Annotated in this window: 17 protein-coding genes; 7 read left to right on the forward strand and 10 right to left on the reverse strand. The window is 58.1% G+C overall.

The features are described 5' to 3' along the window. Nucleotides 1–14: 14 nt before the first annotated feature. Together ACIPZE_RS04500 and ACIPZE_RS04505 are read right to left on the reverse strand one after the other, a co-directional pair. On the reverse strand, nucleotides 15–839 hold the full coding sequence (locus ACIPZE_RS04500) for an NAD(P)-dependent oxidoreductase (protein ID WP_283436074.1): 825 nt from the start codon (nucleotides 837–839) through the stop codon (nucleotides 15–17). A 275-nt stretch (nucleotides 840–1,114) separates the two neighbouring features. Then, nucleotides 1,115–2,410 (reverse strand): OprD family porin, encoded by a 1,296-nt coding sequence (locus ACIPZE_RS04505; protein ID WP_129394417.1) that lies wholly within the window; start codon nucleotides 2,408–2,410, stop codon nucleotides 1,115–1,117. A 284-nt stretch (nucleotides 2,411–2,694) separates the two neighbouring features. Between ACIPZE_RS04505 and ACIPZE_RS04510 the strand changes: the two genes are divergently transcribed. Next, nucleotides 2,695–4,350 (forward strand): MFS transporter, encoded by a 1,656-nt coding sequence (locus ACIPZE_RS04510; RefSeq protein ID WP_400771641.1) that lies wholly within the window; start codon nucleotides 2,695–2,697, stop codon nucleotides 4,348–4,350. Next, nucleotides 4,347–5,489: an HlyD family secretion protein gene (locus tag ACIPZE_RS04515; protein WP_400771643.1), complete on the forward strand. Its 1,143-nt coding sequence runs from the start codon at nucleotides 4,347–4,349 to the stop codon at nucleotides 5,487–5,489. The genes ACIPZE_RS04510 and ACIPZE_RS04515 overlap by 4 nt, the downstream gene beginning before the upstream one ends. Nucleotides 5,490–5,567: 78 nt before the next feature. Here the strand turns inward: ACIPZE_RS04515 and copD are convergent, their stop codons facing one another. Further along, nucleotides 5,568–6,425, reverse strand: a complete 858-nt coding sequence (gene copD, locus ACIPZE_RS04520; RefSeq protein ID WP_283436077.1) for a copper homeostasis membrane protein CopD — start codon at nucleotides 6,423–6,425, stop codon at nucleotides 5,568–5,570. A 3-nt stretch (nucleotides 6,426–6,428) separates the two neighbouring features. Beyond that, the gene (copC, locus tag ACIPZE_RS04525; protein WP_283436078.1) at nucleotides 6,429–6,791 is read right to left on the reverse strand and encodes a copper homeostasis periplasmic binding protein CopC; all 363 of its coding nucleotides are present in this window, start codon (nucleotides 6,789–6,791) and stop codon (nucleotides 6,429–6,431) included. A gap of 139 nt (nucleotides 6,792–6,930) precedes the next feature. Here copC and ACIPZE_RS04530 point away from each other — a divergent pair, with 139 nt between their 5' ends. After that, nucleotides 6,931–7,551, forward strand: coding sequence for a TetR/AcrR family transcriptional regulator (locus ACIPZE_RS04530; RefSeq protein ID WP_129394412.1), 621 nt, complete (start codon nucleotides 6,931–6,933; stop codon nucleotides 7,549–7,551). 423 nt (nucleotides 7,552–7,974) lie between these two features. On the opposite strand, the gene preA is transcribed toward ACIPZE_RS04530, so the two are convergent. From preA to hydA, 3 genes are all read right to left on the reverse strand, one after another. Continuing rightward, nucleotides 7,975–9,249, reverse strand: a complete 1,275-nt coding sequence (preA, locus tag ACIPZE_RS04535) for an NAD-dependent dihydropyrimidine dehydrogenase subunit PreA (RefSeq protein WP_283436079.1) — start codon at nucleotides 9,247–9,249, stop codon at nucleotides 7,975–7,977. Then, a complete protein-coding gene (locus ACIPZE_RS04540) occupies nucleotides 9,250–10,617 on the reverse strand; it encodes an NAD(P)-dependent oxidoreductase (protein WP_283438611.1) in 1,368 nt (455 codons plus the stop codon). Between the two features lie 187 nt (nucleotides 10,618–10,804). Then, complete coding sequence (gene hydA, locus ACIPZE_RS04545; protein WP_283436080.1) at nucleotides 10,805–12,244, reverse strand: dihydropyrimidinase; 1,440 nt, start codon at nucleotides 12,242–12,244, stop codon at nucleotides 10,805–10,807. A gap of 623 nt (nucleotides 12,245–12,867) precedes the next feature. Here hydA and ACIPZE_RS04550 point away from each other — a divergent pair. From ACIPZE_RS04550 to ACIPZE_RS04560, 3 genes are all read left to right on the forward strand, one after another. Continuing rightward, nucleotides 12,868–14,352 carry an NCS1 family nucleobase:cation symporter-1 gene (locus tag ACIPZE_RS04550; protein WP_400771647.1) on the forward strand — a complete coding sequence of 495 codons (1,485 nt, stop codon included), beginning with the start codon at nucleotides 12,868–12,870 and terminating at the stop codon, nucleotides 14,350–14,352. Between the two features lie 159 nt (nucleotides 14,353–14,511). Further along, entirely contained in the window at nucleotides 14,512–15,795 is a 1,284-nt protein-coding gene (locus tag ACIPZE_RS04555; RefSeq protein WP_400771649.1) for a Zn-dependent hydrolase, read from the forward strand. A gap of 95 nt (nucleotides 15,796–15,890) precedes the next feature. After that, nucleotides 15,891–16,817: a DHH family protein gene (locus tag ACIPZE_RS04560; protein ID WP_400771650.1), complete on the forward strand. Its 927-nt coding sequence runs from the start codon at nucleotides 15,891–15,893 to the stop codon at nucleotides 16,815–16,817. Between the two features lie 135 nt (nucleotides 16,818–16,952). Here the strand turns inward: ACIPZE_RS04560 and ACIPZE_RS04565 are convergent, their stop codons facing one another. After that, nucleotides 16,953–17,162, reverse strand: coding sequence for a hypothetical protein (locus tag ACIPZE_RS04565; RefSeq protein ID WP_400771651.1), 210 nt, complete (start codon nucleotides 17,160–17,162; stop codon nucleotides 16,953–16,955). A 268-nt stretch (nucleotides 17,163–17,430) separates the two neighbouring features. On the opposite strand from ACIPZE_RS04565, the gene ACIPZE_RS04570 reads away from it, so the two are divergent. Further along, entirely contained in the window at nucleotides 17,431–23,283 is a 5,853-nt protein-coding gene (locus ACIPZE_RS04570) for a DUF3320 domain-containing protein (protein ID WP_400771652.1), read from the forward strand. A 137-nt stretch (nucleotides 23,284–23,420) separates the two neighbouring features. On the opposite strand, the gene ACIPZE_RS04575 is transcribed toward ACIPZE_RS04570, so the two are convergent. Both ACIPZE_RS04575 and ACIPZE_RS04580 read right to left on the reverse strand, forming a co-directional pair. Next, complete coding sequence (locus ACIPZE_RS04575; protein ID WP_400771654.1) at nucleotides 23,421–24,809, reverse strand: amidohydrolase family protein; 1,389 nt, start codon at nucleotides 24,807–24,809, stop codon at nucleotides 23,421–23,423. A 13-nt stretch (nucleotides 24,810–24,822) separates the two neighbouring features. Beyond that, complete coding sequence (locus ACIPZE_RS04580; protein ID WP_400771655.1) at nucleotides 24,823–26,190, reverse strand: nucleobase:cation symporter-2 family protein; 1,368 nt, start codon at nucleotides 26,188–26,190, stop codon at nucleotides 24,823–24,825. Nucleotides 26,191–26,286: the final 96 nt, after the last annotated feature.

Below are 26,286 nucleotides of genomic sequence, written 5' to 3' on the forward strand. Positions count from 1 at the left end.
CGTTGTCAGAGTGTTCAGTCGCCAAACGGACCGGCGGCGACGAAGGCACCGCCCTGGTATATCCGCGCCGGGTCATCGGCGGCCGGCAGCGGCTGGGCTTCGACTTTTTCGCGGAATATTTCGGAGCTGTCCTTGGCGGCAAAACCGAGGTGGCTGGCGAAGCGGTTGTCCCACCACACGTCCTTGTTGGCGGACATGCCATAGACTACGGTGTGGCCGACGTTGGGCGTGTACAGCGAGTGTTCGAGCAATTGCGTGAGGTCGTCGAAGCTCAGCCAGGTGTGCATCATTCGGCGGTTTTGCGGCTCGGGGAACGAGGAGCCGATGCGGATGCTGACCGTCTCGATGCCGTAGCGATCGAAGTAGAAACTGGCCATGTCTTCGCCATAGGACTTGGACAAACCGTAGTAGCCATCGGGGCGGCGCGCGGAGCTGGCGTCGAGGTGTTCGTCCTGTTTGTAGAAGCCGATGACATGGTTGGAGCTGGCGAAGATCACCCGCTTCACACCATGCCGGCGCGCGGCTTCGTAGATATGGAAGACGCCGCAGATGTTGGCGCCGAGGATCTCTTCAAAGGGACGTTCAACGGAGACGCCGCCGAAGTGCAGGATCGCGTCGACGCCCTCGACCAGTTGGTGCACGGCGTGTTTGTCGGCGAGGTCGCAGAGCATCACTTCTTCGCGATCATCGACGGCCGGGGCGAGGGCGGCGATATCGGACAGGCGCAACACATTGGCGTACGGGCGCAAGCGTTCGCGCAGGACTTTGCCGAGGCCACCGGCAGCGCCGGTCAGCAGCAGGCGATTGAAAGGGGCGCGGGGAGTAGAGGTAGACGTCATGGCAATCCCTGGACACATTGTTATTAGGTTTGTTGTAGGTTGTCGTATGACTGCGATGAAGTATCGGTAGGGTTTCAGGAACTTGTCAACGCGACTTTCGGTGTAAATGACGGAAGGTGAAACAGTTTTTCTTTTCAGCGATCTCGCCTTGCAATGCATCACCTTGTAGGAGTGAGCCTGCTCGCGATGGCGGTGTATCAGTCCAGGAAGATATCGGCCGACACACCGCCATCGCGAGCAGGCTCACTCCTACAGAGGGCTTGCTCCCCGACGGCTTACAACAACGAAATCGGATAACTGATAAAGATCCGGTTCTCGTCAAACTCGTTGGTGCTGAAGTCCCGGCGCATGGTCGCGTTGCGCCATCTCACGTTGAGGTTCTTCAACGCTCCGCTCTGTACGGTGTAAGCCAGCTCCGACTCGCGGCCCCATTCCTTGCCGTCGGTGATGGTCCCGGTGTGCACGTTATCGCCGCTTATGTAGCGGTTCATCAGGGTCAGACCGGGAATGCCGAGGGCGACGAAGTTGTAGTCGTGACGCAGTTGCCAGGAGCGCTCCCTGGCGTTGTCATAACTGGCGTTGTAACTGTCGTTGGCCAACGTGCCGCCGCTGGTGCCGTTGACCCGCATCCAGGCATCGTCGCCGCTGAGTTTTTGCAGGCCGACGTAGAAGGTGTTGCCACCGTATTTGGCCGAGAGCATGGCGAACGCAGTTTTGTTGTCGAGATCGCCAGCCTGGGCACTGCCGTCTTCCTTGCCGGTGAAGAAACCGAGGTTGGCGCCCAGCGTCCAGTCGCCCAACGGCTGGCTGTGGCTGAGGTTGAAATACTGCTGCTGGTAGATGTCGCTGAGTTCGGCGTACCACACGCCAATCAGGGTGCGCTTGTCATTGAAGGTGTATTCACCGCCGCCGAAGTTGAAGCGGTCCGAGGTGAACGCGCCGCGACCATTCATCGACATGTCTTCCATGCTGGCGTCGTTGCGCGGGCTGTTGCCGCGAAACTGGCCGCCGTAGACGGTCAGGCCATTGATCTCGGTGGAAGTGATCTGGCCGCCGCGAAAGGTCTGCGGCAGGGAGCGGCCATCGTCGGAACGCAGGATCGGCAGCACCGGCATCCATTCACCGACCTTCAGTTCAGTCTTCGACACCTTGGCCTTCAGCGCGACACCAAGGCGCCCGAAGTTGTCCGCCGGACGTCCGTCATCGTGGATCGGCAACAGTTGCGTGCCGCCGCTGCCTTTGCCGCCATCAAGCTTTTGCGAATACAGCCCCAGCACATCAAGACCGAAACCGACGGTGCCCTGAGTGAATCCGGATTTGGCATCGAGAATGAAGTTCTGCGTCCACTCTTCGGCCTTGCCCTGGGCATTGGCCGGGTTGACGAAGTTGCGATTGAAGTAGGCATTGCGCAGGTTCAGCGTGGCTTTGCTGTCTTCGAGAAAGCCTTCGGCATCGGCGCTCATCGGTAGGGCGAGGGCCAGGCTGCTGCAGCCAATCAGGCTCAGGGTGGAACGCGGGCGAATAACGGAAAAACGCGAAGGGCGAACGGAATTGCGGACGAGTGTGCTCACTGTGACGCTCCCTGTTTCATTTGTTGTTTTTATTATTTGTCATACGTCGTCGTACAACATGGTTGCGGATATTTCCTGCGTTTCCCGGGAATGTCAACTCAAAGTTATACGATGACCTTTGTAGGAGCTGCGGCACGCTGCGATCTTTTGATCTGGCTTTAAAATCAAAAGATCGCAGCCTCGTTTCACTCGACAGCTCCTACAGGGGTTTGTGTTGTCCATGGGATGTGTGTTGCCGGTGAATTTGCGGCAAACTTCATCCACCTTCCGCACAAGGCCTTTCAATGGATCAATACGCCCCGCGCAACTGGCAGCCCCACGAGAAGCCCAGTCTGCCCGGTTCCCCCTCGACGCCGTTGCACTCCAACCGCAAGCGCCTGGCCTATGCGCTGGTCGGTTTGCTGGTGGCGTTGACCGGTGGGTTGGGCAACTCGCTGGTGGTCGCCAACCTGCCTTATCTGCAAGGTGCGCTCGGCGCGACCACAGCCGAAATGGCCTGGTTGCCGGCGGCGTACGTGATGACCAACGTGTCGATGAACCTGCTGCTGGTGAAGTTTCGTCAGCAGTTCGGTTTGCGCGCGTTCACCGAGGTGTTCCTGGTGCTGTATGCGCTGGTGACCTTCGGCCATTTGTTCGTCAATGACCTGAATTCGGCCGTGGCGGTGCGTGCGGCGCACGGCATGGTCGGTGCGGCGTTGAGTTCTCTGGGCCTGTATTACATGGTCCAGGCATTCCCGGCGAAGTGGCGGATGAAGGCGCTGGTGCTCGGTCTTGGCACCTCACAACTGGCCTTACCGCTGGCGCGGTTGTTCTCTGAAGACTTGCTGCAAATCGCCGAATGGCGTGGCTTGTACCTGTTCGAATTGGGCATGGCGCTGCTGTCGCTGGGCTGCGTGCTGATGCTCAAGTTGCCGCCGGGCGACCGCTTCAAAACCTTCGAAAAACTCGACTTCCTGACCTTCGCGATTCTCGCTACCGGCGTGGCGTTATTGTGCGCGGTGTTGTCGTTGGGGCGGATCGATTGGTGGCTGGAAGCCGACTGGATCGGTGTTGCCCTGGCCGCGTCCATCGCGCTGATTCTCGCCGGCCTGGCCATCGAGCATAACCGCAGCAACCCGATGCTGATGACCCGTTGGCTTGGCAGCGGAACGATGATTCGCCTGGCGCTGGCGGTGACCCTAATTCGTATGGTCACCTCGGAGCAGTCCACCGGGGCGGTGGGTTTCATGCAGAACCTGAACATGGGCTACGAGCAGTTGCACAGCCTGTACGTGGTGATGCTGATCGGCAGCGTCGCGGGGTTGTTGACCAGCGCGCTGACGATCGACCCCAAACACCTGCTGATGCCGTTGATCATCTCGCTGGGTCTGATGGCCACCGGGTCGGTGATGGACAGTTTTTCCAACAACCTGACCCGCCCGCAAAACCTCTATTTCAGTCAGTTCCTGCTGGCCTTCGGCAGCACGTTTTTTCTCGGCCCGACCATGGTTCTAGGCACGCGCAACGTGCTGACCAATCCGCGCAACCTGGTGAGTTTTTCCGTGCTGTTCGGGATCTGCAATAACCTCGGCGGCCTGCTTGGCGCGGCGCTTCTGGGCACCTTTCAGATCGTCCGCGAGAAATTCCACTCCAGCCAGATCGTCGAGCATCTGGTGATGTCCGATCCATTGGTGGCCGCGCGGGTACAGAGTGGCGGATCGGCGTACGGTTCGCTGCTCGCCGACCCGAGCCTGCGCAACCTGGCGGGTATTCGTAGCCTGTCCAACGCCGCCACGCGTGAGGCCAACGTGCTGGCCTATAACGACGTGTTCATGCTGATCGCCGTTATTGCGGTGCTGACCATGATCTGGCTGTCCATTCGCGCACTGTGGCTGATGAGCACCACCAAAGCCGTCGCCCCAGCGCCATCCACACCTTCCAGCGGTGCCACTTCTTCATGACCGAACCGACCACCACAACCACCAATGCCATCGCCGCCACGCCTGAGGGTGTGGCGCCGCCGTCATCGCCGAACACCGAGCCGCGCTCGCTGCGGGTGCGCATCATCTCTTCAATGGGCTTTGCCGCGATTGCCATTGTTGGTGTGTTGATCGTGCTCTACGCCTGGCAATTACCGCCGTTCAGCAGCGCGGTCGAGACCACCGAGAATGCGCTGATTCGCGGGCAGGTGACGATCATCGGCCCGCAGCTCGCCGGTTATGTCTACGAAGTGCCGGTGCAGGATTTCCAGTACGTGAAGGCTGGGGATTTGCTGGTGCGTCTGGATGATCGGATCTATCAGCAACGCCTCGACCAGTCGCTGGCGCAATTGGCAGTGCAAAAAGCCGCATTGGCCAACGTCGTGCAGCAACGCAACAGCGCCGAAGCGACAATCAAGTTGCGCCAAGCGGTGCAGGCTGACAGCGAAGCGCAATTGCGCAAGAGCGAGGCGGATTTGCGTCGCAACAAGGAATTGGTCAGTGACGGTTCGGTGTCCAAGCGTGAAATGGACGTAGCGCTGGCGGCCAATGCGCAAAGCGTTGCAGCGGTGGCGCAGGCCAAGGCCAATCTGGAAATCGCCCGGCAGGATCTGCAAGCAGTAATCGTCAATCGTGGCTCGCTGGAAGCGGCGGTGGCCAGCGCCGAAGCGGCGGTGCAACTGGCGCGAATCGACCTGTCGAATACGCGCATCGTTGCCCCGCGCGACGGCCAACTCGGGCAAATTGGCGTGCGCCTCGGCGCCTACGTCAACTCGGGGGCGCAGTTGATGGCGTTGGTGCCGAACCAGAAATGGGTGATCGCCAACATGAAGGAAACGCAGATGGACAATGTGCGGGTCGGGCAGCCGGTGCGCTTCAGCGTCGATGCGTTGAACCACCGTAAATTTACCGGGCATGTGCAGCATATTTCGCCGGGGACCGGGTCGGAATTTGCTTTGTTGCAGGCGGACAATGCCACCGGCAACTTCGTCAAAATCGCTCAGCGGGTGCCGGTGCGGATCACGATTGATGCGGATCAGCAGGAGGAGGAGCGGTTGCGTCCGGGGATGTCGGTGGTGGTCAGCATCGATACTGCAGCGGGTGATACCCAGCACCATTAAGATCAAAAGATCGCAGCCTTCGGCAGCTCCTACATGGGTAATCTGTAGGAGCTGCCGAAGGCTGCGATCTTTTGTTTTTCAGGCGGTGATCATCGGGGGCAGGGTGCCGAGTAGCGAGACGGCGGCTACGGCGCCAATGCCGAGCAACCACTCCAGCATCACGCTGCGCCGCAGGGTGCCCATGCGTTGTTCGCAGTCATCGATGCGCAAGCGGTTGAACAATGCCAATCCGAGCATGGCCAACACCAGCATTGCCTTGATCAACAGAATCAGTGCAAACCCGCTGAACAGTGGCGTCGGCCACCACTGCCCGGTCAACACGCGCACGTTGATCAAACCCGTGATCAGCAGCCCCGCGACCAACGCATAACCCACTCCACTGAAACGCCGCAGAACCACCGACATCGGTTCCGTTGGCTGACGCAGAATCATCACCAGCAACAACAGCCCGCCAAGCCACGCGGCGACGCAGGTCAGATGAACGATCTGATTGAGAATCAGCAGTTGCCCGCTCAGACCATCCAGCATCGCGCCGTGTCCGACCGGTGCCAGCGTCGCCAAAAGCAAGCCACTCAAGCCCAGGCGCAAAGGCATGCTTGAGCGCCAAGGCGTAAACAGCAAGGCCAACAGCGCGGCATTGAGCAGCAGGTGCCAGCGCCATACCTGACCAAAAAACGTGTTGCCCAGCACCAGCGCAACCGTGTCCGGATCAAACGCTGCCGCAGCCGAACCGGCCATGCTTGCCGTGATCAACAGCGCCCAGGCAATCCCGCTGACCAGCGCAACGGCAACCAACCAACGCGCCAGTCGCGCCAGCTGCCGGTCCACTTGCAGCGCTTCATCCTTGAGCAGCAACGGCCTGAACAGCCAGGCCCCGAACAACATCAACACCACGATGAAATGCACAAAGCGGCACAGCACCAGCGCTTCACTCATGAATTATTGGCCAACCTTGAACTGATAGGCGCCTTCGCTCTTGTGCGTGTCGACCGACACCGCGTGCCATTCGACTTTGTATTCACCGGCCGTCAGTGGTGCGGCCGGGGTGACGATGAGGGTTTTCTTGTCGCCTTCGGTGGTCAGCGCCTTGACGGCGACCGGCGCGCCATCGCGGGTCAGGGTGACTTTGGTGAAACTGGCTTCGACGCCTTCGGAGAAGGTCAGGCGCAAATCGGCCGGAGCAGCGACAGTGCTGTCGGCCGCCGGGGTCTGGCTTTTCAGGTGGGCGTGGGCAAATACCGAGGAAGCGGCGAACAGCGAGGCGAGCAGGGCAGTGGTGGTCATGACGTTCTTGAACAGCATCGCGGATACCTCTGGGGCAGGATCAAAGAATCGTCAGTTTAGCCATCCGCTCGCCGCTGTACGAAGTTTTGTTTGCAGCGGTCGCCCGCGCACCAGAGCGGATGCTAGTCTTGGGCAACGCTGTTGTCAGGGAGCCCACATGGGCAATCACAAGATCGAAATTCGCCGCAATAACGTCGAGAAAATTCTGCTCGCGGCGGAAAAAGTCTTCGCCGAAAAAGGCTTCGGCAGCACCGCGATGGCCGACATCGCCGCCGAAGTGCAACTGCCGCGTTCCAATCTGCATTATTACTTCAGCACCAAGAGTGAGTTGTACAGCGCGGTACTGTTCGACCTGCTGGAAGTGTGGAAGCAGGACGCGTTGTGCTTCGAGATGTTCGACGACCCGCGCGTGGTGCTGAGCAGCTACATCCGCGCCAAGATGAACCACTCGCGCAGTCGCCCTTACGGCTCGAAAGTCTGGGCCAACGAGATCATCCATGGCGCGCCGACACTGGGCGAGGCGCTGGATGTCAGCCTGTATGACTGGGCGAAAATGAAGGAAGCGAAGATTCGCCAGTGGGTCGAGGACAAGCGGATTCTGCCGGTGGAACCGTCGAGCCTGCTGTACATGATCTGGGCGTCGACGCAGCACTATGCCGACTTTGATCATCAGGTGAATATCCTCAACGAGCATCAGCCGTTGTCGGACATGCAGTTCGAGCGGGCGGTGCAGACGGTGACGAGTGTGATATTGCGCGGGATTGGCCTGGAACCCTAAAGCAGACCCTCACCCCAGCCCTCTCCCGGAGGGAGAGGGGGCCGACCGAGGTGTCTCTCGAGGTACATCGACCTGAAGAACCGAGTCGATTGCGGATTCAAAGCAAATCGTTCAGGTCGGTGGATTTCTGAAGCATCCCCCAATCAGTCCCCTCTCCCTTTGGGAGAGGGTTAGGGTGAGGGCCTTTCAGGATCATCCCCCAATTCAGACCGCAACGTGATACGGATTCCTCGGATCATGATTCCAGTCCAGAAACGGCTTCCCAGTTTCCATCGCCACCATCTCGATACAGTCCGCCACCGGACAAGTGATACATGATCGTTCCCACGCTCTGCGTGGGAATGCCTCTAGGGACGCTCCGCGTTCCAATGGGACGCAGAGCGTCCCGGGCTGCATTCCCACGCAGAACGTGGGAACGATCAGTCAAACCGCAACATGGTAGGGATTGCGCGGATCATGATTCCAGTCCAGAAACGGCTTCCCAGTTTCCATCGGCACCATCTCGATGCAATCCGCCACAGGGCAGGTGATCTGGCACAGATTGCAGCCCACGCACTCCTCATCGATCACTTCGTATTTATGCGTGCCATCCGCCTGCTTCAAACTGCTGATCGCCTGGTGTGACGTGTCCTCGCAAGCAATGTGACAACGCCCGCAACCAATGCACGCGTCCTGATCAATCTTCGCAATGACTTGATAGTTGATATCGAGGTACTTCCAGTCGGTGGTATTGCCCACCGCGCGCCCGGCAAACTCGCTGATATTGGCGTAACCCTGGCTGTCCATCCACCGCGACAGGCCGTCCTTCATCTCCTCGACAATCCGGAAACCATGCAGCATCGCCGCCGTGCACACCTGCACCGCGCCGCTGCCCAGCGCCATGAATTCCGCCGCATCGCGCCAACCGCCAATGCCGCCAATGCCGCAAATCGGCAGGCCCTGGGTCTGCGGATCGCGGGCGATTTCGGCGACCATGTTCAGCGCAATCGGCTTCACCGCCGAGCCACAGTAACCGCCGTGGGTGCTTTTGCTGCCGACCGTGGGCAGGGCGACCATGTGTTCCAGGTCGACGCTGGTGATCGAGTTGATCGTATTGATCAGCGACACCGCATCCGCACCACCGCGATGCGCCGCGCGGGCAGCGACGCGGATGTCGGTGATATTCGGCGTCAATTTGACGATCACCGGCAGCGAGCAATAGGTTTTGCACCAGCGCGTGACCTGCTCGACATACTCTGGGACCTGACCGACCGCCGCGCCCATGCCACGCTCGGGCATGCCGTGCGGGCAGCCGAAATTCAGCTCGATACCGTCAGCGCCGGTGGCTTCGACCAGCGGCAGAATGTGTTTCCACGACTCCTCGACGCACGGCACCATCAGCGACACGATCAACGCGCGATCCGGCCAGTCCTTCTTCACCTGAGTGATTTCACGCAGGTTGATCTCCAGCGAACGGTCGGTGATCAGCTCGATGTTGTTGATCCCGAGGACTTCGCGGTTGTTGCCGTAATGCGCCGAGTAACGCGACGAAACGTTGACCGCCGCCGGGTCCTCACCGAGGGTTTTCCAGACCACACCGCCCCAGCCTGCTTCAAAGGCACGGACGACGTTATAGGCTTTGTCAGTCGGCGGCGCGGAGGCCAGCCAGAACGGATTCGGTGCTTTGATGCCGGCGAAGACAATCGAAAGATCGGCCATTTACGCAGCCTCCACGTTGAGCATCAGTTGAGCGTTGATCGCCTCGGCGGCACATTTGCCGTGCTGCACGGCTTGCACGGTGAGGTCCTGATCGAGGCTGGTGCAGTCGCCGCCGGCATACACGCCGGGGATGCTGGTGCGCAGGTTTTCGTCGACCTGAATGCGTTCGCCCTGGCGCTTGAGTTCGCGGGCCAACGGGTCGGCGAGGGCGTTGCTGTCGAAGGACTGGCCGATGGCTTTGAAGATCGCGTCGGCCGCCAGTTCGAAGGTTTCGCCGGTGGTTTGCAGGCGCCCGTCGACCAGATCGGTGCGGGCGAAACGCATGCCGCGCACCTGGCCCTGAGCGTCGAGCAAGACTTCTTCCGGTTGCGCCCAGGTCAGCAGGCGTACCTGATTGGCTTTGGCGATGTCTTGTTCATGACCGGTGGCGCCCATGTCGGCGGCGCCTCGACGGTAAACAAGGTTGACGTCGCGAGCACCGAGACGAGCCATTTGCACAGCCATGTCGATCGCCGTGTTGCCGGCGCCAAGGACGATGCAGCGCTCGGCCAGCGGCAGTTGCGTGAGGTCATCGGCCTGGCGCAATTCGCGGATGTAATCGGTGGCGGCGAGCAGGCCCGGCGCATCTTCGTGGGCCAAACCAAGTTGTTTGCTGGCATTCAGGCCGAGGCCGAGGAACACCGCGTCGAACTGCTGATGCAGTTCGCTGAGGGTCAGATTCTCACCGAGCTTCTGCCCGTGGCGAATCTCGATGCCGCCGATCTGCAGGAGGAAATCCAGTTCCTTCTGCGCGTAATCGTCGACCAGTTTGTATTTAGCGATCCCGTACTCGTTGAGTCCGCCAGCCTTCTCCCGCGCTTCGAAAATCACCACCTCATGCCCATGCATGGCACTGCGATGTGCACAGGACAACCCCGCCGGCCCGGCACCGACCACGGCGATGCGTTTACCGCTGGCGGCGGCGCGCTGGAATGGGTGTTCGGTGAAGTGCGCGTTGTCGACGGCATAGCGTTGCAGCAGGCCGATCAGCACCGGCGCGCATTCGTGGGCGTTGTTGCGCACGCAGGCTTGCTGGCAGAGGATTTCGGTGGGGCAGACCCGCGCGCAACTGCCGCCGAGGATGTTTGCCGAAAGGATCTTCTGCGCGGCACCGGGCACGTTGTCCTGATGGATATTGCGGATGAACGAAGGGATGTCGATCTCGCTCGGGCACGCATTCACGCACGGCGCGTCGTAGCAATACAGGCAGCGCGAGGCTTCCAGATGCGCCTGTCGGTCGTTGAGCGGCGGCGCCAGATCGGTGAAATGGCCGGCGAGGGCGGCCGCGCTTTCGTGCGGGTGGGGGAGATGGTTCAGGGTCTCGATCACGGTTTTTTGCCTCACGGTAACTGCCTCTATCGGGCATTGGCCAAATCCCCGTGTAGGAGCTGCCGAAGGCTGCGATCTGTTGATCTTGATCTTAAAAAACAAGATCAAAAGATCGCAGCCTTCGGCAGCTCCTACAGGGGAATGCATTTCAAATGTGGGAGCGGGCTTGCTCGCGAAGGCCTCGATGTCAGCGTTTCACAGCAACAGGTTTATGCAACTCAGCCCGCTTGCTCAGCAAATCAAACACCGCCGGATACGCCGGCCGTTCGATGTAGCGCCCGGCACCACGCTCGGCGCGCAGATCGCCATCGGCCCAGACCACGCGGCCCTGGCTGACGGTATGGCTCGGTACGCCGCGCACGGTCTTGCCTTCGAAGATGTTGAAGTCCACCTGCTGATGGTGGGTCTTGGCGGAAATGGTGCGGCTGCCTTGCGGATCCCACAGCACCAGATCGGCATCGGCGCCGACGCGGATCGCACCTTTACGCGGATAGAGATTGAAGATCTTCGCGGTGTTGGTGGACGTGAGGGCGACAAAATCCTGCATCGACAAGCGACCGGAGTTGACCCCTTCATCCCACAGCACCGCCATGCGGTCTTCGATGCCGGCGGTGCCATTGGGAATCTTGCTGAAATCATCACGCCCGGCGGCTTTCTGCTCAGCGCAGAAACAGCAATGGTCAGTGGCGGTGGTGTGCAGATTGCCGTTTTGCAATCCGTGCCACAGCGCCTCCTGATGACCGCGCGGACGAAACGGCGGGCTCATCACGTAACCGGCAGCGGTCTGCCAATCCGGATGCTGATAGACGCTGTCGTCGAGCAGCAAATGCCCGGCCAGCACTTCGCCGTAAACCGGCTGGCCCTTGCTCCGTGCATAGGTGATTTCGTCGAGGGCTTCCTTGGTCGAGACGTGCACCAGGTACAACGGCGTGCCAATGGTTTCGGCGATACGAATCGCCCGGCTCGCCGCTTCCCCTTCAACCTGCGAAGGCCGCGACAGCGGATGCGCTTCCGGCCCGGTGATGCCCTGGGCCATCAACTTGCGTTGCAGGTGATAGACCAGTTCGCCGTTTTCCGCATGCACGGTCGGCACCGCGCCGAGTTCCAGGCAACGCTCGAAACTCGCTACCAGCGTGTCGTCGGCGGCCATGATCGCGTTCTTGTAGGCCATGAAATGCTTGAAGCTGTTGATCCCGTGATGGCTGACCAGCTCGGCCATTTCCTCACGCACCTGCTCGCTCCACCAGGTGATCGCGACGTGGAAGCCATAGTCCGACGCAGACTTTTCTGCCCAGCCGCGCCACTGATGAAACGCTTCCATCAACGACTGCTGCGGATTGGGAATCACGAAGTCGATGATCGACGTGGTGCCTCCGGCCAGACCGGCCGCCGTGCCGCTGTAAAAGTCTTCACTGGCGACGGTGCCCATGAACGGCAGTTGCATGTGCGTATGCGGATCGATGCCGCCGGGCATCAGGTATTGGCCGCTGCCGTCGAGCACTTCGGCGCCGGCGGGAATATCCAGGTTTTCACCGATGGCTTTGATCACGCCGTCGGCGCAATAGACGTCGGCGCGATAACTTTCATCATGGGTAACAACGGTGGCGCCACGGATCAACAGAGACATTCCGAGTTCCTCGCAGGCATGACCGACTGGTGCCGGTTCTAGATGTTTTATTGATGTACAGCGTTGCAGGGTGTATTCCTGTCAACGCTGTCAGGAATAGAAACTAGTCGCAGATTTGCAATAGATCAAGATTATTTTTTATAAGCTTATTACTGTTTTAAGTGTATGAAAAATAACGATAAAAAACGTAAATCACCAAAATGGTGAGGCCGTTCACCATTTTGACGCACTTGACAGGATGGAAATATGAGCAAGATTTCCTATGTGAAATCAGCCGCTTGAAGTTGAGCTGCGGTTGCTCGTTCACAATGAAAATAAATGCAGTGCACCAGTTTGAGTCCTGTCTGTTCGGACAACTTGCCAGGTGTTTAGCCTGAGCACCCAGACAAGTTTCCGCGAACTCATCCGGTGAATAATTAAAACTGATGAATATCAGAAAGTTGCAAAGCGTTTAACCCTCGGCCCGATGCGTAAGCGGGGCACCCGGCACGTTTATTGATGCCGCCGCTGACACCATGGCCGGTGCACGAAAGTTGTCAGTTCCTCCGGCCATCGTCCGGCTCGCACCTCGTGTGCCAGCCGCCTGATGAGCAAAAAATAATCAGAAGAACAGTGGAGCGGCCATGCAACAGAACAGATCGCAAGTGACCGAGCGCGACGGCTTGTTCGAACTCGAAGCCGGCAGCGACGTCCTCGACAGTCCCCGTTACAACCACGACATGGCACCGACCAAGGTGCGCGAACGAACCTGGAACAAATGGCACATCACCGCGCTGTGGGTCGGCATGTCGATCTGCGTGCCGACTTACACCCTCGGCGGTGTGCTGACGGCGTACTTCGGTTTGAGCGTTGGCGAAGCGCTGCTGGCGATTCTCTTCGCCAACGTCATCGTGCTGATTCCGCTGACTCTTAACGCGTTTCCCGGCACCAAGTACGGCATTCCGTTTCCCGTTCTACTGCGTTCGTCGTTCGGCATTCTCGGCTCCAACGTGCCGTGCCTGATTCGCGCGTTGGTGGCGTGTGGCTGGTTTGGCATCCAGACGATGTTTGGCGGATTGGCGATTCACCTGTTTCTCGGCTCGGTGTTCGACGGCTGGAAATCCCTCGGCGGCACGGGGGAGGTGATCGGCTTCATGGTGTTCTGGGCGCTCAACCTGTGGGTGGTGATTCGCGGCGCCGAGTCGATCAAGTGGCTGGAAACCTTGTCGGCGCCGTTGCTGGTGGCGGTCGGCGTGGGGTTACTGGTGTGGGCGATGCCCAATGTGTCGATGACAGAGCTGATGGCAATTCCGGCCAAACGTCCGGAAGGCGCGAGCGTGTACGGCTACTTCGCCGCCGGGCTGACGGCGATGGTCGGCTTCTGGGCCACCTTGTCGTTGAACATTCCCGACTTCAGCCGCTACGCCAAGAGCCAGAAGGATCAGATCCTCGGGCAGATTATCGGCCTGCCGCTGACCATGTTCCTGTTCGCTGCGCTGGGCGTGGTGATGACCGCCGCCTCGGTGAAACTGGTGGGTGTCACGGTGTCTGACCCGGTCACGCTGATCGGCCACATCCAGAGTCCGGTGTGGGTCGCGGTGGCCATGGCGCTGATCATCATCGCCACGCTGTCGACCAACACCGCTGCCAACATCGTGTCGCCGACCAACGATTTCCAGAACATCGCGCCGAAGGTCATCAACCGCACCAAAGCGGTGTTGCTGACCGGGTTGGTCGGGCTGATATTGATGGCCCATGAACTGCTGAAAAAACTCGGCTGGATCGTTTCCGACGTGAGTCTGGAAAGCGTCTATTCCAACTGGTTGCTCGGTTATTCGAGCCTGCTCGGGCCGATTGCCGGGATCATGGTGGTGGATTATTTCCTGATCAAGAAACAGCAACTTGACCTGGCCGGGTTGTATCGCGACGACGTTTATCCGGCGTGGAACTGGGCCGGGTTTCTCGCGTTTGGTGTGCCGGTGGTGCTGACGTTGTTGTCGTTGGGCAGCGATGCGTTCAGCTGGTTTTACAGCTACGGCTGGTTCACTGGTTCGGCGTTGGGCGGATTGATTTATTACGGGTTGTGCGTGATGCGCGCACAGCCTTCTGCCGTGAAAACAGCGGTGTAGGTGAGGGCCCCATCGCTGGCAAGCCAGCTCCCACAGGGATCGAGTCGTACACAAATTTTGTGTTCAATCCAAAACCTGTGGGAGCTGGCTTGCCAGCGATGGTGGCCTCAAAAACACCACAGCAATATCCATAAGAAAAAGCAGCCTGAGGAGATCCCCATGAACGCAGCCGTAGACGTTCTGCAATCGACCCATCAGCACATCAACCGCGATCGCCTGTGGGCCTCGCTCATGGAACTGGCCAAGCTCGGCGCCACGGTCAAGGGCGGCGTCTGTCGCCTGGCCCTGACCGACCTCGACCGCCAGGCCCGCGACCTGTTCGTGCAATGGTGCAAGGACGCCGGATGCAGCGTCACGGTCGATGAAGTCGGCAACATTTTCGCCCGTCGCCCGGGACGCAATCCCGATCTGCCGCCAGTGATGACCGGCAGCCACATCGACACGCAACCCACCGGCGGCAAGTTCGACGGCTGCTTCGGCGTACTCGCCGGTGTCGAAGTGCTGCGCACCCTCAACGACCTCAAAGTGGAAACCGAAGCACCGCTGGAAGTGGTGGTCTGGACGAATGAAGAAGGCTCACGCTTCGCCCCGTGCATGATGGGCTCGGGCGTGTTCGCCGAGAAATTCACCCTCGCAGAAACCCTCGCCAAGGTCGATGCCGAGGGCATCACCGTTGGCGAAGCGTTGAATGCCATCGGCTACGCCGGGCCGCGCAAGGTCAGCGGGCACAAGGTCGGTGCCTACTTCGAAGCGCACATCGAGCAAGGCCCGATCCTTGAAGACGAACAGAAAACCATCGGCGTGGTGCTCGGCGCGCTGGGGCAGAAGTGGTTCGACCTCAAGCTGCGCGGCGTCGAGGCCCATGCCGGCCCCACCCCGATGCACCTGCGCAAGGACGCCCTGGTTGGCGCCTCGGTGATCGTCGGTGCAGTCAATCGCGCCGCCCTCGGCCATCAACCACACGCCTGCGGCACGGTCGGCTGTCTGCAAGCCTATCCCGGCTCGCGCAACGTCATCCCCGGCGAAGTGCGCATGACCCTCGATTTCCGGCATCTGGAACCGGCGCGGTTGAATTCGATGATTGCCGAGGTCAAGCAAGTCATCGAAGCCACCTGTGAGGAACATGGCTTGACCTATGAGCTAACGCCGACCGCCGACTTCCCGCCGCTGTACTTCGAAAAAGGCTGCGTGGAAGCGGTGCGCGGTGCGGCGAAAGGGTTGGGGTTGTCGCACATGGACATCGTCAGTGGCGCTGGGCATGACGCGATTTTCCTCGCCGAACTGGGCCCGGCCGGGATGATCTTCGTGCCGTGCGAAGGCGGCATCAGCCACAACGAAATCGAAAACGCCGCGCCGGATGATCTGGCGGCGGGCTGTGCGGTGTTGTTGCGTGCGATGCTGGCGGCTTCGGCGATGGTGGCGGCCGGTAAAGCCGCCGCATAAACATCAAAAGATCGCAGCCCTGTGTAGGAGCTGCCGCAGGCTGCGATCTTTTCCTGTCACCCCAATGTCATGAAAATATGCGACGTTGCCGCCCCATGAAAATCATCACCTCCGGCGCGTCCTATCTGGACATCGACGCCTACGCTTGCTGCATCGCCTACGCAGAACTGCTCAATCTGCAAGGCATCCCCGCCCGCGCCGTCAGCAGCGCAACACCCAACGCCAGCGTCTCGAAAACCGTGCTTGATTGGGGCTACGCTTTTCAAACGCATGAAGCATCGCTGACGGATGAATTCATCCTGGTCGACGTATCCGACCATCACCATTTCGATCCCTTGGTGGTGCTCGACAGAGTGGTTGAAGTCATCGACCATCATCCGGGTTACGAAGATTACTGGGCACAGAAATTCGGTTCAGCCGCCGACATCCGCCCGATCGGTGCGGCGGCGACTCAGGTTTTCCAGCGTTGGCAGGCGGCAGGTTTGCTGGCAAAGATCAGTCAGCAAAGCGCCGCACTGCTGGCCACCGCAATTCTCGACAACACCCTGAATTTCACCAGCCAGATGACCACGCCAGCGGACATCGACGCCTACGCTGACCTCGCAGCTCGGGCGAACCTTGCGGCCGGCTGGCCCGAGCAGTACTTCCTCGAATGCCAGGCCAGCATCGAATCAGACCTTGCCAATGCCTTGGCAGCCGACCTGAAACGGATGAAACCCGAAAGCAATCTGCCGCAGATTTTCGCGCAAATGACCGTGTGGGATGCCGACGTATTGCTGCAAAAACACCGGCCAGCGATTAGCCAATGGATGGCGGAGCAGGGCGAAGACTGGCTGCTGAATGTCATCAGTATCCGTGACCGGAAAAGCTGCTTTCTCGCCGAGTCCGAACTCAGTCAACAAAAGCTGAATAGGCTGATGCCGTTTGGATGGTGGTGTGGAATGGCTGTTGTCGAGCCATCGATGCTACGCAAAGAACTCCTGAAGCTGAGCCTTTCAGTGGCTCGCTGTAGCAAATCCTGAAGACACTATGGAATTTGTAGGAGTGAGCCTGCTCGCGATAGCACACTGTCAGACACTGCAATATTGTCGGATGTACCGCCATCGCGAGCAGGCTCACTCCTACAGGGGATTTATGTGTGCAGTTGAGTCATGCGATTAGCCAGGACGGTCGTTTTTGTTTGTCTGGCTCTGGCGGCGGTCATTGCCATGCGGATTGCCGACATCCAGCAACCTTCTTTCCACTAGTACAACCTCTAGCGCTTGACGCTCGACCGGCGCCATTTGGTGTTCGCGCTTTTTCAGCTCCAGCAGAATGGGGCTGGACCAGGTGCGATAAGTCTGTTCGATGTTGCGACGCGACGTCATCAGTCTCTCCTTGATCAAGAGCCCGGTGTTGCTGGCAGGGGCTCAATCCGATGAGGGAATAACCTTAGTCGACAAACCTGGAAGTCGCGAATGGCCCTCTTTTTTGTTCATTAATGAGATAAATCTAAAGACTTAACTGTAGGAGAGACCTTATCTCTACCTTTGATCTAAAAAGCAGTTTCAAAATCTATCCTTGTCGGTGAGTATGGCCACTGTTTGTAAGCACTCAGAAGTCGTTACGTCGAATTTTCCATGGAGAAAATGGTTCATGACCATCAAGATCGAGGGAGTGATCGCCAGCAAGATTGGCTTTGCTTCTCACCAGAATTCTGTCCCGGTCCTCAGAGAGCTGACCGTTCACAACGATGGTGAAGCTGATTACAGCGATCTTGAACTGGAGCTTGTCGCGGATCCGCCCTTCCTTGAAGGCAAGACTTGGCGTCTGGATCGATTAAACAAAGATTCGACGCTGCATATTTCAGAACGCGATTTAAAGCTGAATGCCGCTTATCTCGCCGATTTGACGGAAAGCCTCAGTGCGACCCTTGTGCTGCGTCTACGTTGCAACGGTGAAGTTCTCAATAGTCAAATCTTCGCGGTTGAGCTTTTGGCAAGAAATGAGTGGGGTGGCGTTAACTCCATGCCAGAGCTCCTGCCCGCGTTTGCGATGCCAAATGACCCTGCGGTAGATCGGATACTCAAATCTGCTTCTGATGTTCTGCGCCGGGCTGGCAAAGCGGATGGCATCAACGGTTACGAAAGTAAGTCCAGAACCAGAACCTGGGAGCTCACGTCCGCAATATGGTCCGCAGTCTGCGGACTTAAATTGAGCTACGCGCTGCCACCTGCAAGCTTTGAGACTTACGGCCAGAAAGTCAGAACGCCAAGCCTTATATTAGAGGGCGGTGTTGCAACATGCCTGGACACAGCGTTGCTCTTTGCCGCAGCACTGGAGCAAGCCGGACTGAACGCACTTCTCTTGCTGACGAAAGGTCATGCTTTTGCAGGCGTTTGGTTGCAGCCTCAGGAATTTTCTCAACTGATTACAGATGAAGCTTCAGCGGTACGAAAGCGTATCGATCTGAAAGAAGCTCTCGTATTTGAAACCACTCTGGCAACGCAATTTCCTGTGCCTGGTTTCAGTCAGGCGATTAGTACAGCTGAGAGGCAGGTCAATGATGAGGATTTCATCATGGCCATTGATATGCATCGAGCACGCATGCAGCGCATTCGCCCTTTGGCAACGTCAATTCCTGCATCGAAATCAGATGTGATTCAAGAAGTGGAGGCGCCTCTTGAGGCATTGGAGATCGCGCCACAATTACCGGGCTTTGACGTAGAAATTCTCACTGAGTCAGAAACACCCGCCGGTAAGCTGACGCTGTGGCAGCGCAAGCTTCTCGACCTGACTACTCGAAATCGACTTTTACATCTACCGGATAGTGCTAAAGGCGTTCGCTTGATCTGTCCTGAGCCCGCTGAGCTAGAAGACCAATTGGCCAGCGGCAAGCGCATCAGGATCGTGTCTATACCGGATCTGGAGGCTGGAGGTAGAGATGCGGCACTCTATGAGCAACAAAATCGGGAGTCGCTCAGAGATGAATACGCTCGCAGTGCATTGTCTCGTGGTGAGGTCCTGGCCACCCTTGAGAAAGCTAAGCTCGAAGTAGCGCTGATTGACCTGTACCGTAAAGCTCGAAGTGATCTTGATGAAGGCGGAGCAAATACTCTCTTTCTTGCACTCGGGTTTTTAAAGTGGAAAAAGTCAGCAGACGACCCAAAAACCTATTCCGCTCCTTTAATTTTGCTACCCGTAAAACTTGATCGTAAAAGTGCGTTGTCCGGCGTGACGATGACTTTGCTTGAGGATGAGCCTCGCTTCAATTTGACCCTGCTCGAACTGTTACGACATGACTTTGAACTCGTTATTCCGGGGCTTGAAGGTGAGCTTCCCACCGACGACAGTGGCATTGATGTCACAGGGATCTGGAATACGGTGCGCCGCGCCATCAGAGATGTGCCGGGCTTCGAGGTCACCACAGAGCTAGTGCTGGGAACGTTCTCCTTCGCGAAATATTTGATGTGGCAGGATCTGGCCGCTCGCTCTGAGCAGCTTTTGAAGAGCCCGATGGTCAAGCATTTGCTGGAGAGAAGTGTTGGCGGTGAAGGTTTTGCTACGTCGGGGGAGTTTCCGCAGCCTCACGAGTTGGATAGAAAAGTCAGCCCGGCCGAGCTGTTTACACCGTTACCGGCTGACTCCTCCCAATTGGCTGCAGTTGTTGCCTCCGCCAGTGGTTGTGATTTCGTTCTTGATGGACCTCCCGGCACCGGTAAGTCCCAAACCATCGCCAACATGATCGCCCACAACCTGGCGCTAGGCCGCAGGGTCTTGTTCGTCGCAGAAAAAATGGCCGCTTTGGATGTTGTCTATCGTCGGCTTGAAGAAAAGGGGCTAGGCGAATTCTGCCTTGAGCTGCACTCCAGCAAAACATCCAAGGTTGAAGTACTTAAACAACTGGAGCGGGCTTGGGATGTTCGCGATGCATTGACCGCTGAAGAGTGGGCTGTAGAAACGGCAAAACTGCACAAGCTACGAAATCGATTGAACGAAGTCGTGGGAACCTTGCACCGTCGGCAACCTAATGGATTAACAGTCCATCAGGCGATAGGTCGTGTTGTACGAGATGGATACGCCGCGTTACCGCGTATTGCATGGCCAGAGGGAACATCTCACGACGCGGAAGATTACGTGCGCTTGCGTGACCTTGCCCGGCGTCTCGACTTGAATAGTCAGGCTGCCCACGATCTGTCAGCTGACTTCTCGCTCATCGCTCCAACCGAATGGTCAAACGGCTGGCAAGAGTCGATCGCTGCAGTATCCAGGGAACTGCCGGGAGTCATTGAGCGGCTGAAGATTGCCTGTAACAACTTGTTGAGAGCCACCGATCTTCCCCTAGCCGTTACGAGTGGGGAGGACATCGAGCGTTTTTGCCAGTTTGTAGCATTGTTGGTAGATACGCACGGTATCGATCTCTCTTTCGCATTCACGTTGAATGCAAGTGCCAAGATCGTTTCAGCCAAGAAAGCTGTGCAGATCCTCACAAATTACCAAGAGATTGAACACTCGCTGTCGGTGCGTTACGCCTCAGAAGCCTGCCGCACCATCAACCTCGAACAACTCAAAAGCGACTGGGAAACGGGCAAGACCAAGTTTTGGTTCCTCGCTACTTTGGCCAAGAAAAAGGTGGGTAAAAACCTTGCGGGTCAGGGCGGAGCGGTTGGACTCCCGAACGTTGAGCAGGATCTTGCCAGACTCTTCGAAATGTGTGATCTGCTCATTTCGCTGGACAGCTTGTCTGCAGATATAAACGCTGTGCCAGGATGGAGCGGAGTTTCTAGTGATCAATCCGCGATGACAGTAGCTTGGGAGCTCGCTGAACGCCTGAGAACATTGATCAGCTCAAACGCTGAATCCCCTGAAGATCTGATTGCACTGCGGGGGGCCACACAAAAGCTCGTGGTTGAAGCCAATGAGTTATTGGGCGGGGGTGGTTTTATCGCAGCAGGGCTTCACCAGTTAAAAGACGCATTGGAAGCGTTCAGTCAAACGAGCAAACGTTTCAATGAACTTAGTAATCGCCCGGTAGAGAGCAAATTAACAATTGAGTCGTTGCTTGATGCGTCCAATGCTATCTCTCGACAGGAGTCGAAGCTGAAAGCTTGGTGTGATTGGTGCCGGGTGCGTGATGAGGCAATAGCATCTGGGCTTCAACCGTTAACTGATGCATTGGCAATCAAAGGGTTGCCAGAGGGCGGGACTGTAGGCGCGTTCGAAACATCTTATGCACGTTGGTTCGCAAGGGTGATGATCGACGCGGAACCGTTGTTGCGTAATTTCGTGCCAGCAGAGCACGCTAGCGATATTGAGGCGTTTGTACGTCTGGATGATGATCTTTCCAAGCTAACTGTTCGATACATTCGAGCCAAGCTGTGTGGATTAATCCCGTCGAAAAACGAGATCGGCAAACAAGGTGGTTTCGGTATCCTGAAGCACGAACTGCAAAAATCACGTCGGCACAAACCCGTGCGACAGCTTGCTGTTGAGATGGGCGATGCCATGTCGAAACTCGCTCCTTGCATGCTGATGAGCCCTCTTTCGATTGCGCAGTATCTTCCAACGGATCTCGCACTTTTTGACTTGGTGATATTCGATGAGGCATCGCAAATTGCACCATGGGATGCCATAGGTTCAATCGCGAGGGGCAAGCAGGTGGTCATTGCGGGTGATCCCCGTCAGATGCCCCCAACAAACTTCTTCAATCGCGCCGCGTCTGCTGCAGAAGACGACACTGCTGAGGACATGGAGAGCATTTTGGATGAGTGTCTGGGCGCAGGCATCCCAAGTCATAGCCTCAGTTGGCACTACCGTAGTCGCCATGAAAGCTTGATCGCATTCTCGAATCATCGCTACTACGACAGTAATCTCATCACCTTTCCGGCGGCTGAAACGCGTGCCAGCGCTGTAGAGTGGCGACGTGTAGATGGTGTCTATGCAAAAGGCAAGGGCAGGCACAATCAGGCCGAGGCCGAGGCCATTGTTACCGAGACTGTGAAGCGTTTGATGGATCCGGCGTTTGTTGCGAGCGGGCATACTATTGGGATCATCACACTCAATAGCGACCAGCAAAGACTGATCAACGATCTACTGGATAGGGCGCGGCAACAGTTTCCGCAGATCGAGCCGTTCTTTCAGCACGACATTGCCGAGCCCGTCGTCGTAAAAAACCTGGAGACAGTCCAAGGCGATGAGCGCGATTTGATCATGCTGGGTATCGGGTATGGCCCAACCGAGCCAGGCGCGCAGGTTATGTCGATGAACTTCGGTCCATTGAACAAAGAAGGCGGATGGCGTCGTTTGAACGTGGCGATAACCCGTGCACGCAGGGAGATGATGGTTTTCTCATCTTTTGATTCTTCGATGATTGATTTAAATCGCACCAACGCCCGGGCTGTTCGCGATCTTAAGCACTTCATTGAGTTTGCCCAGAGAGGGCCAAGGGCTCTTGCTGAGGCAGTGCAGGGTTCAGTGGGCGGTTATGACTCGCCTTTTGAGGAAGCTGTTGCTCAAGAGCTGAGACGAAAAGGCTGGCAAGTCGTGCCGCAAATTGGGGTATCTCGTTTCCGAATTGATCTAGGCATTGTCCATCCGGACAGACCTGGTGATTATCTGGTTGGTGTTGAATGTGACGGTGCGACCTATCACAGTGCTGCCACCGCGCGCGATCGTGACAAAGTTCGTAGCGCAATCCTGCAAGGGTTGGGCTGGAAGCTGGTTCGGCTCTGGTCTACAGAGTGGTGGATTGATAAGTCTGGCGCGCTGGATCGGTTGCATGCATCGCTTGAGGCTCTTTTGGAAGAGTCGCGTGCAGCCGCTCTCGTTAGAAAACCAGTTCAGCAGGAATCCTCAATACCTCTTTTGTCATTGGTGCATAGCGCTCCATTGGCAAATGGCGTAGAGCAAGAGGAAATTTCTGCTATATCAGAGGGCGATTATTCTGACGAACTGCCTCCCGAAGTCAAAATCGCAAAGTCGTTTGCACTGCAGGCCTCACCCGCAATCAAGGATGAATACCGTGTCACCGACTTCACAAGCGTGGGCGAAAGAATCAATGCGGACGCGTTTTACTCGCCTGAATATGATGCAGTTCTTGCTGAATTGATTGCACATGTTTTGTTGCAGGAGGCTCCAATCCTCGACTCAGTGTTGGTACAGCGCGTAGCCCGGGCACATGGTTTTCAACGCTCTGGGCGTCTCATTCGAGAGCGAGTTCTTGATCTGACAGAGCAAAATCATCATCTGAAAGCGGATCCGGTTGATGGCCAATTTGTTTGGCATTCCGAAAGTGATATTGCTGGTTGGAACAAATATCGGACACCTGCGACTTTGGATGACGGCAGGTCGATGGAGGAGATCGCCGCTGAGGAACTACTGATGGTCGCCTCGTTGATTTCCACTGGCGACATGCCTTTGGAAATTGCCAAAACTTTTGGCGTGAAGCGTTTGACTGGAGCTGCACGTGAAAGGATAGAGCTGGCAATCAAGTCGATGTCAGATTTGTGATTTTTTTAAAGCAGTAAAACGAAAGGAGAGCATGGTGGTTGCCAGCTCTCCTTTTTCATTGCCTGTTTACTCGGTCGACTGAAAGTACGCCATCGCGAGCAGGCTCACTCCTACATGGGTTTTGTGGTGGGTTTGGGTCAGTCGTCGATGTTCATCAGTTGTTGGACGCCTTGCCAGGCTTCGGCGCGCATGCGTTCGATGTCGAGGCCCGGGATCACGCCGTTGTCGACAACAATTCTGCCGCCGACCAGGCTGTATTTCACGCTGATCGGTTCGCCCGCGACCACCGGGGCGACGGCGCTGTCGTGGAAGCCATAGAACCGAGGATGATCGAGGCTGTAGACCACCAGATCCGCCGCTTGCCCGACTTCGAGGGTGCCGACGGCGCCAAGGCCCAACACCTGCGCGCCACCCGCCGTACCCCAGTGAATGACATCTTCAGCGGTAGTCGCCGAGGCGCCTTGTTCGGCGCGGTGGATCAGCCATGCAGTGTTGGCTTCACCGACCATGCTTCCCGACTCATTCGACGCCACGCCGTCCACCCCCAGGGAAATCGGCACGCCGGCCTCATACATCTGCGGCACCGGTGCGACGCCGCTGCCCAGCCGGGCGTTGCTCACCGGGCAATGGGAGATGCCGGTGCCGGTTTGCGCCAGCATGCGGATTTCGCCCGGTTGCAGGTGCACGGCGTGGGCGAACCAGACGTCGGGGCCGAGCCATTCGTGTTCGGCGACGAACTCCACCGGCAGGCAGTTGTATTTTTCGCGGCAGAAATTCACGTAGTTCTGCGTTTCCGACAGGTGCGTGTGCAGGCGCAAACCGAGGCCGCGTGCGCTGTGCGCGAGTTCGCGTAGCAGCGTTGGCGGTAGCGAGAACGTCGGTGTGGTCGGGGCGACGACCACGCGGCGCATCGCGTCCGGGGTGTCCTGGTGATACAGCGATTTCAGCCGTTCGATATCGCCGACCATCTGCTCGAGGCTTTCCGGTTGCAGCGCGGTTTTCGAGAAGCCCGGATGTGCGCTCGCCGATTCCAGTGCGCCGCCACGGCACAGCACAAAACGCAGGCCAAATTCATCGGCCATATCAAACAACAGGTCGCCGGTCTCGGTGCTGCCGTGGGCGTGGTAGAGATAGTGGTGATCGGCGCAGGTGGTGACGCCGGACAGCAGCAACTCGACCATGCCCAGCCGTGCGGCGATCCGCGCCAGTTGCGGGGTAAAGCGGTTGAGCCGCGGGTAGGGCACGCTCGCCAGCCAGCCTTGCAGATCCTGATTCAACCCTTCGGGTACGGCTTTGAGCAGGTTCTGGAACAAGTGATGGTGAGTGTTGATCCAGCCCGGATAGACCACGCAATTGCGCGCGTCGATCAGCCGTTCGCCGGGTTGTGGTTCAAGGTTTGCGGCCATTTCGGCGATGCGACCGTTGACCACGCGGATGTCCACAGCGCCGGCCCGTGCGCGAGGGCCGCGCAGGCCGGTCATCACCGCGACCGGGTGCTTGATCAGGATGTTCTGAAGTTGTGTCATGGGCAGCTCCAAACTAAAGGATGTGCGAGGCGGATTTGCTGGCGGTGGTTTCCGCCACGCTGACGCCATTCAGCGCGGCGTTGAGCAGCACCGACACCAGGCAGGCGATGACCACGCTGCTGTGCAGGAACGGCTGCGACCACTCGGGAAGTTGTTTGAACAGGGTGGGGGCGAGCACCGGCACCAGCGCGGCGGCGATGGTGAAACCGACGATCAGCACGTTGTAGCGATTGCGCTCGTAGTCGACCTTGGCGAGGGTCTGAATACCCGCCGCCGCGACCACGCCGAACATCGCAATGCCGGCGCCACCGAGGGCGGCGGTCGGCATCGAGGCGATGATCGCGCCGGCCTTCGGCACCAAGGCAATCGAGCACATCAGCAAGCCGCTGACCGCGACCACCCAACGGCTGCGCACGCCGGTGAGGATCACCAGGCCGACGTTTTCCATGAAGGCGATAAACGGGAACGCCGCGAACATCCCGGCGATGGTGCTGGCCAAGCCATTGGCGCGCAGACCGTTGATGACTTGTTTGTCCTCGACCGGTTTTTCGACGATGTCGCCGATGGCCACGAACAGCCCCATCGACTCGACCATCTGCACGATCATCACCACCACCATGGTTGCGATGGGGATCAGGCTGAAGGTCGGCAAACCGAAGTAGAACGGGTAGGGCACGGTCAGCCACGGCGCTTCTTCAACGCTGTGAAAACTGCCCATGCCCAAGCCGTAGGCCAGACCGGCGCCGACCAGCATGCCGATCAACACCGCCATGTTGCGCAGCAGCGGGCTGCCATAACGGTTGACCAGCAGAATCGTCAGCAACACCACCACTGCCACGCCGAGGAATGCCGGCGCGCCAAAGTTGCTCGCGTTGCGCCCGCCGCCGACCCATTCATAGGCAATCGGGAACAGCTGCAAACCAATCACGGTGACGATGCAACCGGTCACTACGGGCGGGAAAAATCGCCGTAATCGACCGACGAAAGGCGCCATCAGCATGGTGAAGATCCCCGCGCCGATCACCGCTCCGCAAACCCCGGCAAACCCTACGTCCGGGTTGCTGCCGATGGCGATCACCGGGCCGACGCTGCTGAACGCCACGCCTTGCAGAATCGGCAGGCGCACGCCGAATTTCCAGAAGCCGACGGTTTGCAGGAGGGTGGCGATGCCTGAGCAGAACAGCGTGGTGCTAATCAACACCACCGTATCGGCATGGGACATTTTTAAGGCGCTGGCGACAATCAACGGCACGGCGATGGCGCCGATGTACGAGACGGCCATGTGCTGCAGGCCGAGGGTGAGCATCTGTCGCACCGGCAGAATGCGGTCGACGGGGTGCACGGTGGATGCGTTTTTTGCTGGGGATGTGGCTGACGACATGGGGAAACACCTCTGGCTGTTTTTATGCGGTAGAGAGGGGTATTCGTCTGATGCCTGCTGCAGATTCCCTGTAGGAGTGAGCCTGCTCGCGATAGC

It is taken from the genome of Pseudomonas sp. NPDC089741, from assembly GCF_044748825.1.
GTDB lineage: Bacteria > Pseudomonadota > Gammaproteobacteria > Pseudomonadales > Pseudomonadaceae > Aquipseudomonas > Aquipseudomonas helmanticensis.

Excerpts from the sequence above, each read along its gene's own strand:
- copD (WP_283436077.1), bottom strand. The coding sequence starts at position 6,425 with ATGAGTGAAGCGCTGGTGCTGTGCCGCTTTGTGCATTTCATCGTGGTG.
- ACIPZE_RS04500 (WP_283436074.1), bottom strand. The coding sequence starts at position 839 with ATGACGTCTACCTCTACTCCCCGCGCCCCTTTCAATCGCCTGCTGCTG.
- preA (WP_283436079.1), bottom strand. The coding sequence starts at position 9,249 with ATGGCCGATCTTTCGATTGTCTTCGCCGGCATCAAAGCACCGAATCCG.
- ACIPZE_RS04555 (WP_400771649.1), top strand. The coding sequence starts at position 14,512 with ATGAACGCAGCCGTAGACGTTCTGCAATCGACCCATCAGCACATCAAC.
- ACIPZE_RS04530 (WP_129394412.1), top strand. The coding sequence starts at position 6,931 with ATGGGCAATCACAAGATCGAAATTCGCCGCAATAACGTCGAGAAAATT.
- ACIPZE_RS04575 (WP_400771654.1), bottom strand. The coding sequence starts at position 24,809 with ATGACACAACTTCAGAACATCCTGATCAAGCACCCGGTCGCGGTGATG.
- ACIPZE_RS04550 (WP_400771647.1), top strand. The coding sequence starts at position 12,868 with ATGCAACAGAACAGATCGCAAGTGACCGAGCGCGACGGCTTGTTCGAA.
- ACIPZE_RS04515 (WP_400771643.1), top strand. The coding sequence starts at position 4,347 with ATGACCGAACCGACCACCACAACCACCAATGCCATCGCCGCCACGCCT.
- ACIPZE_RS04560 (WP_400771650.1), top strand. The coding sequence starts at position 15,891 with ATGAAAATCATCACCTCCGGCGCGTCCTATCTGGACATCGACGCCTAC.
- ACIPZE_RS04565 (WP_400771651.1), bottom strand. The coding sequence starts at position 17,162 with ATGACGTCGCGTCGCAACATCGAACAGACTTATCGCACCTGGTCCAGC.
- hydA (WP_283436080.1), bottom strand. The coding sequence starts at position 12,244 with ATGTCTCTGTTGATCCGTGGCGCCACCGTTGTTACCCATGATGAAAGT.
- ACIPZE_RS04580 (WP_400771655.1), bottom strand. The coding sequence starts at position 26,190 with ATGTCGTCAGCCACATCCCCAGCAAAAAACGCATCCACCGTGCACCCC.
- ACIPZE_RS04510 (WP_400771641.1), top strand. The coding sequence starts at position 2,695 with ATGGATCAATACGCCCCGCGCAACTGGCAGCCCCACGAGAAGCCCAGT.
- ACIPZE_RS04570 (WP_400771652.1), top strand. The coding sequence starts at position 17,431 with ATGACCATCAAGATCGAGGGAGTGATCGCCAGCAAGATTGGCTTTGCT.
- copC (WP_283436078.1), bottom strand. The coding sequence starts at position 6,791 with ATGCTGTTCAAGAACGTCATGACCACCACTGCCCTGCTCGCCTCGCTG.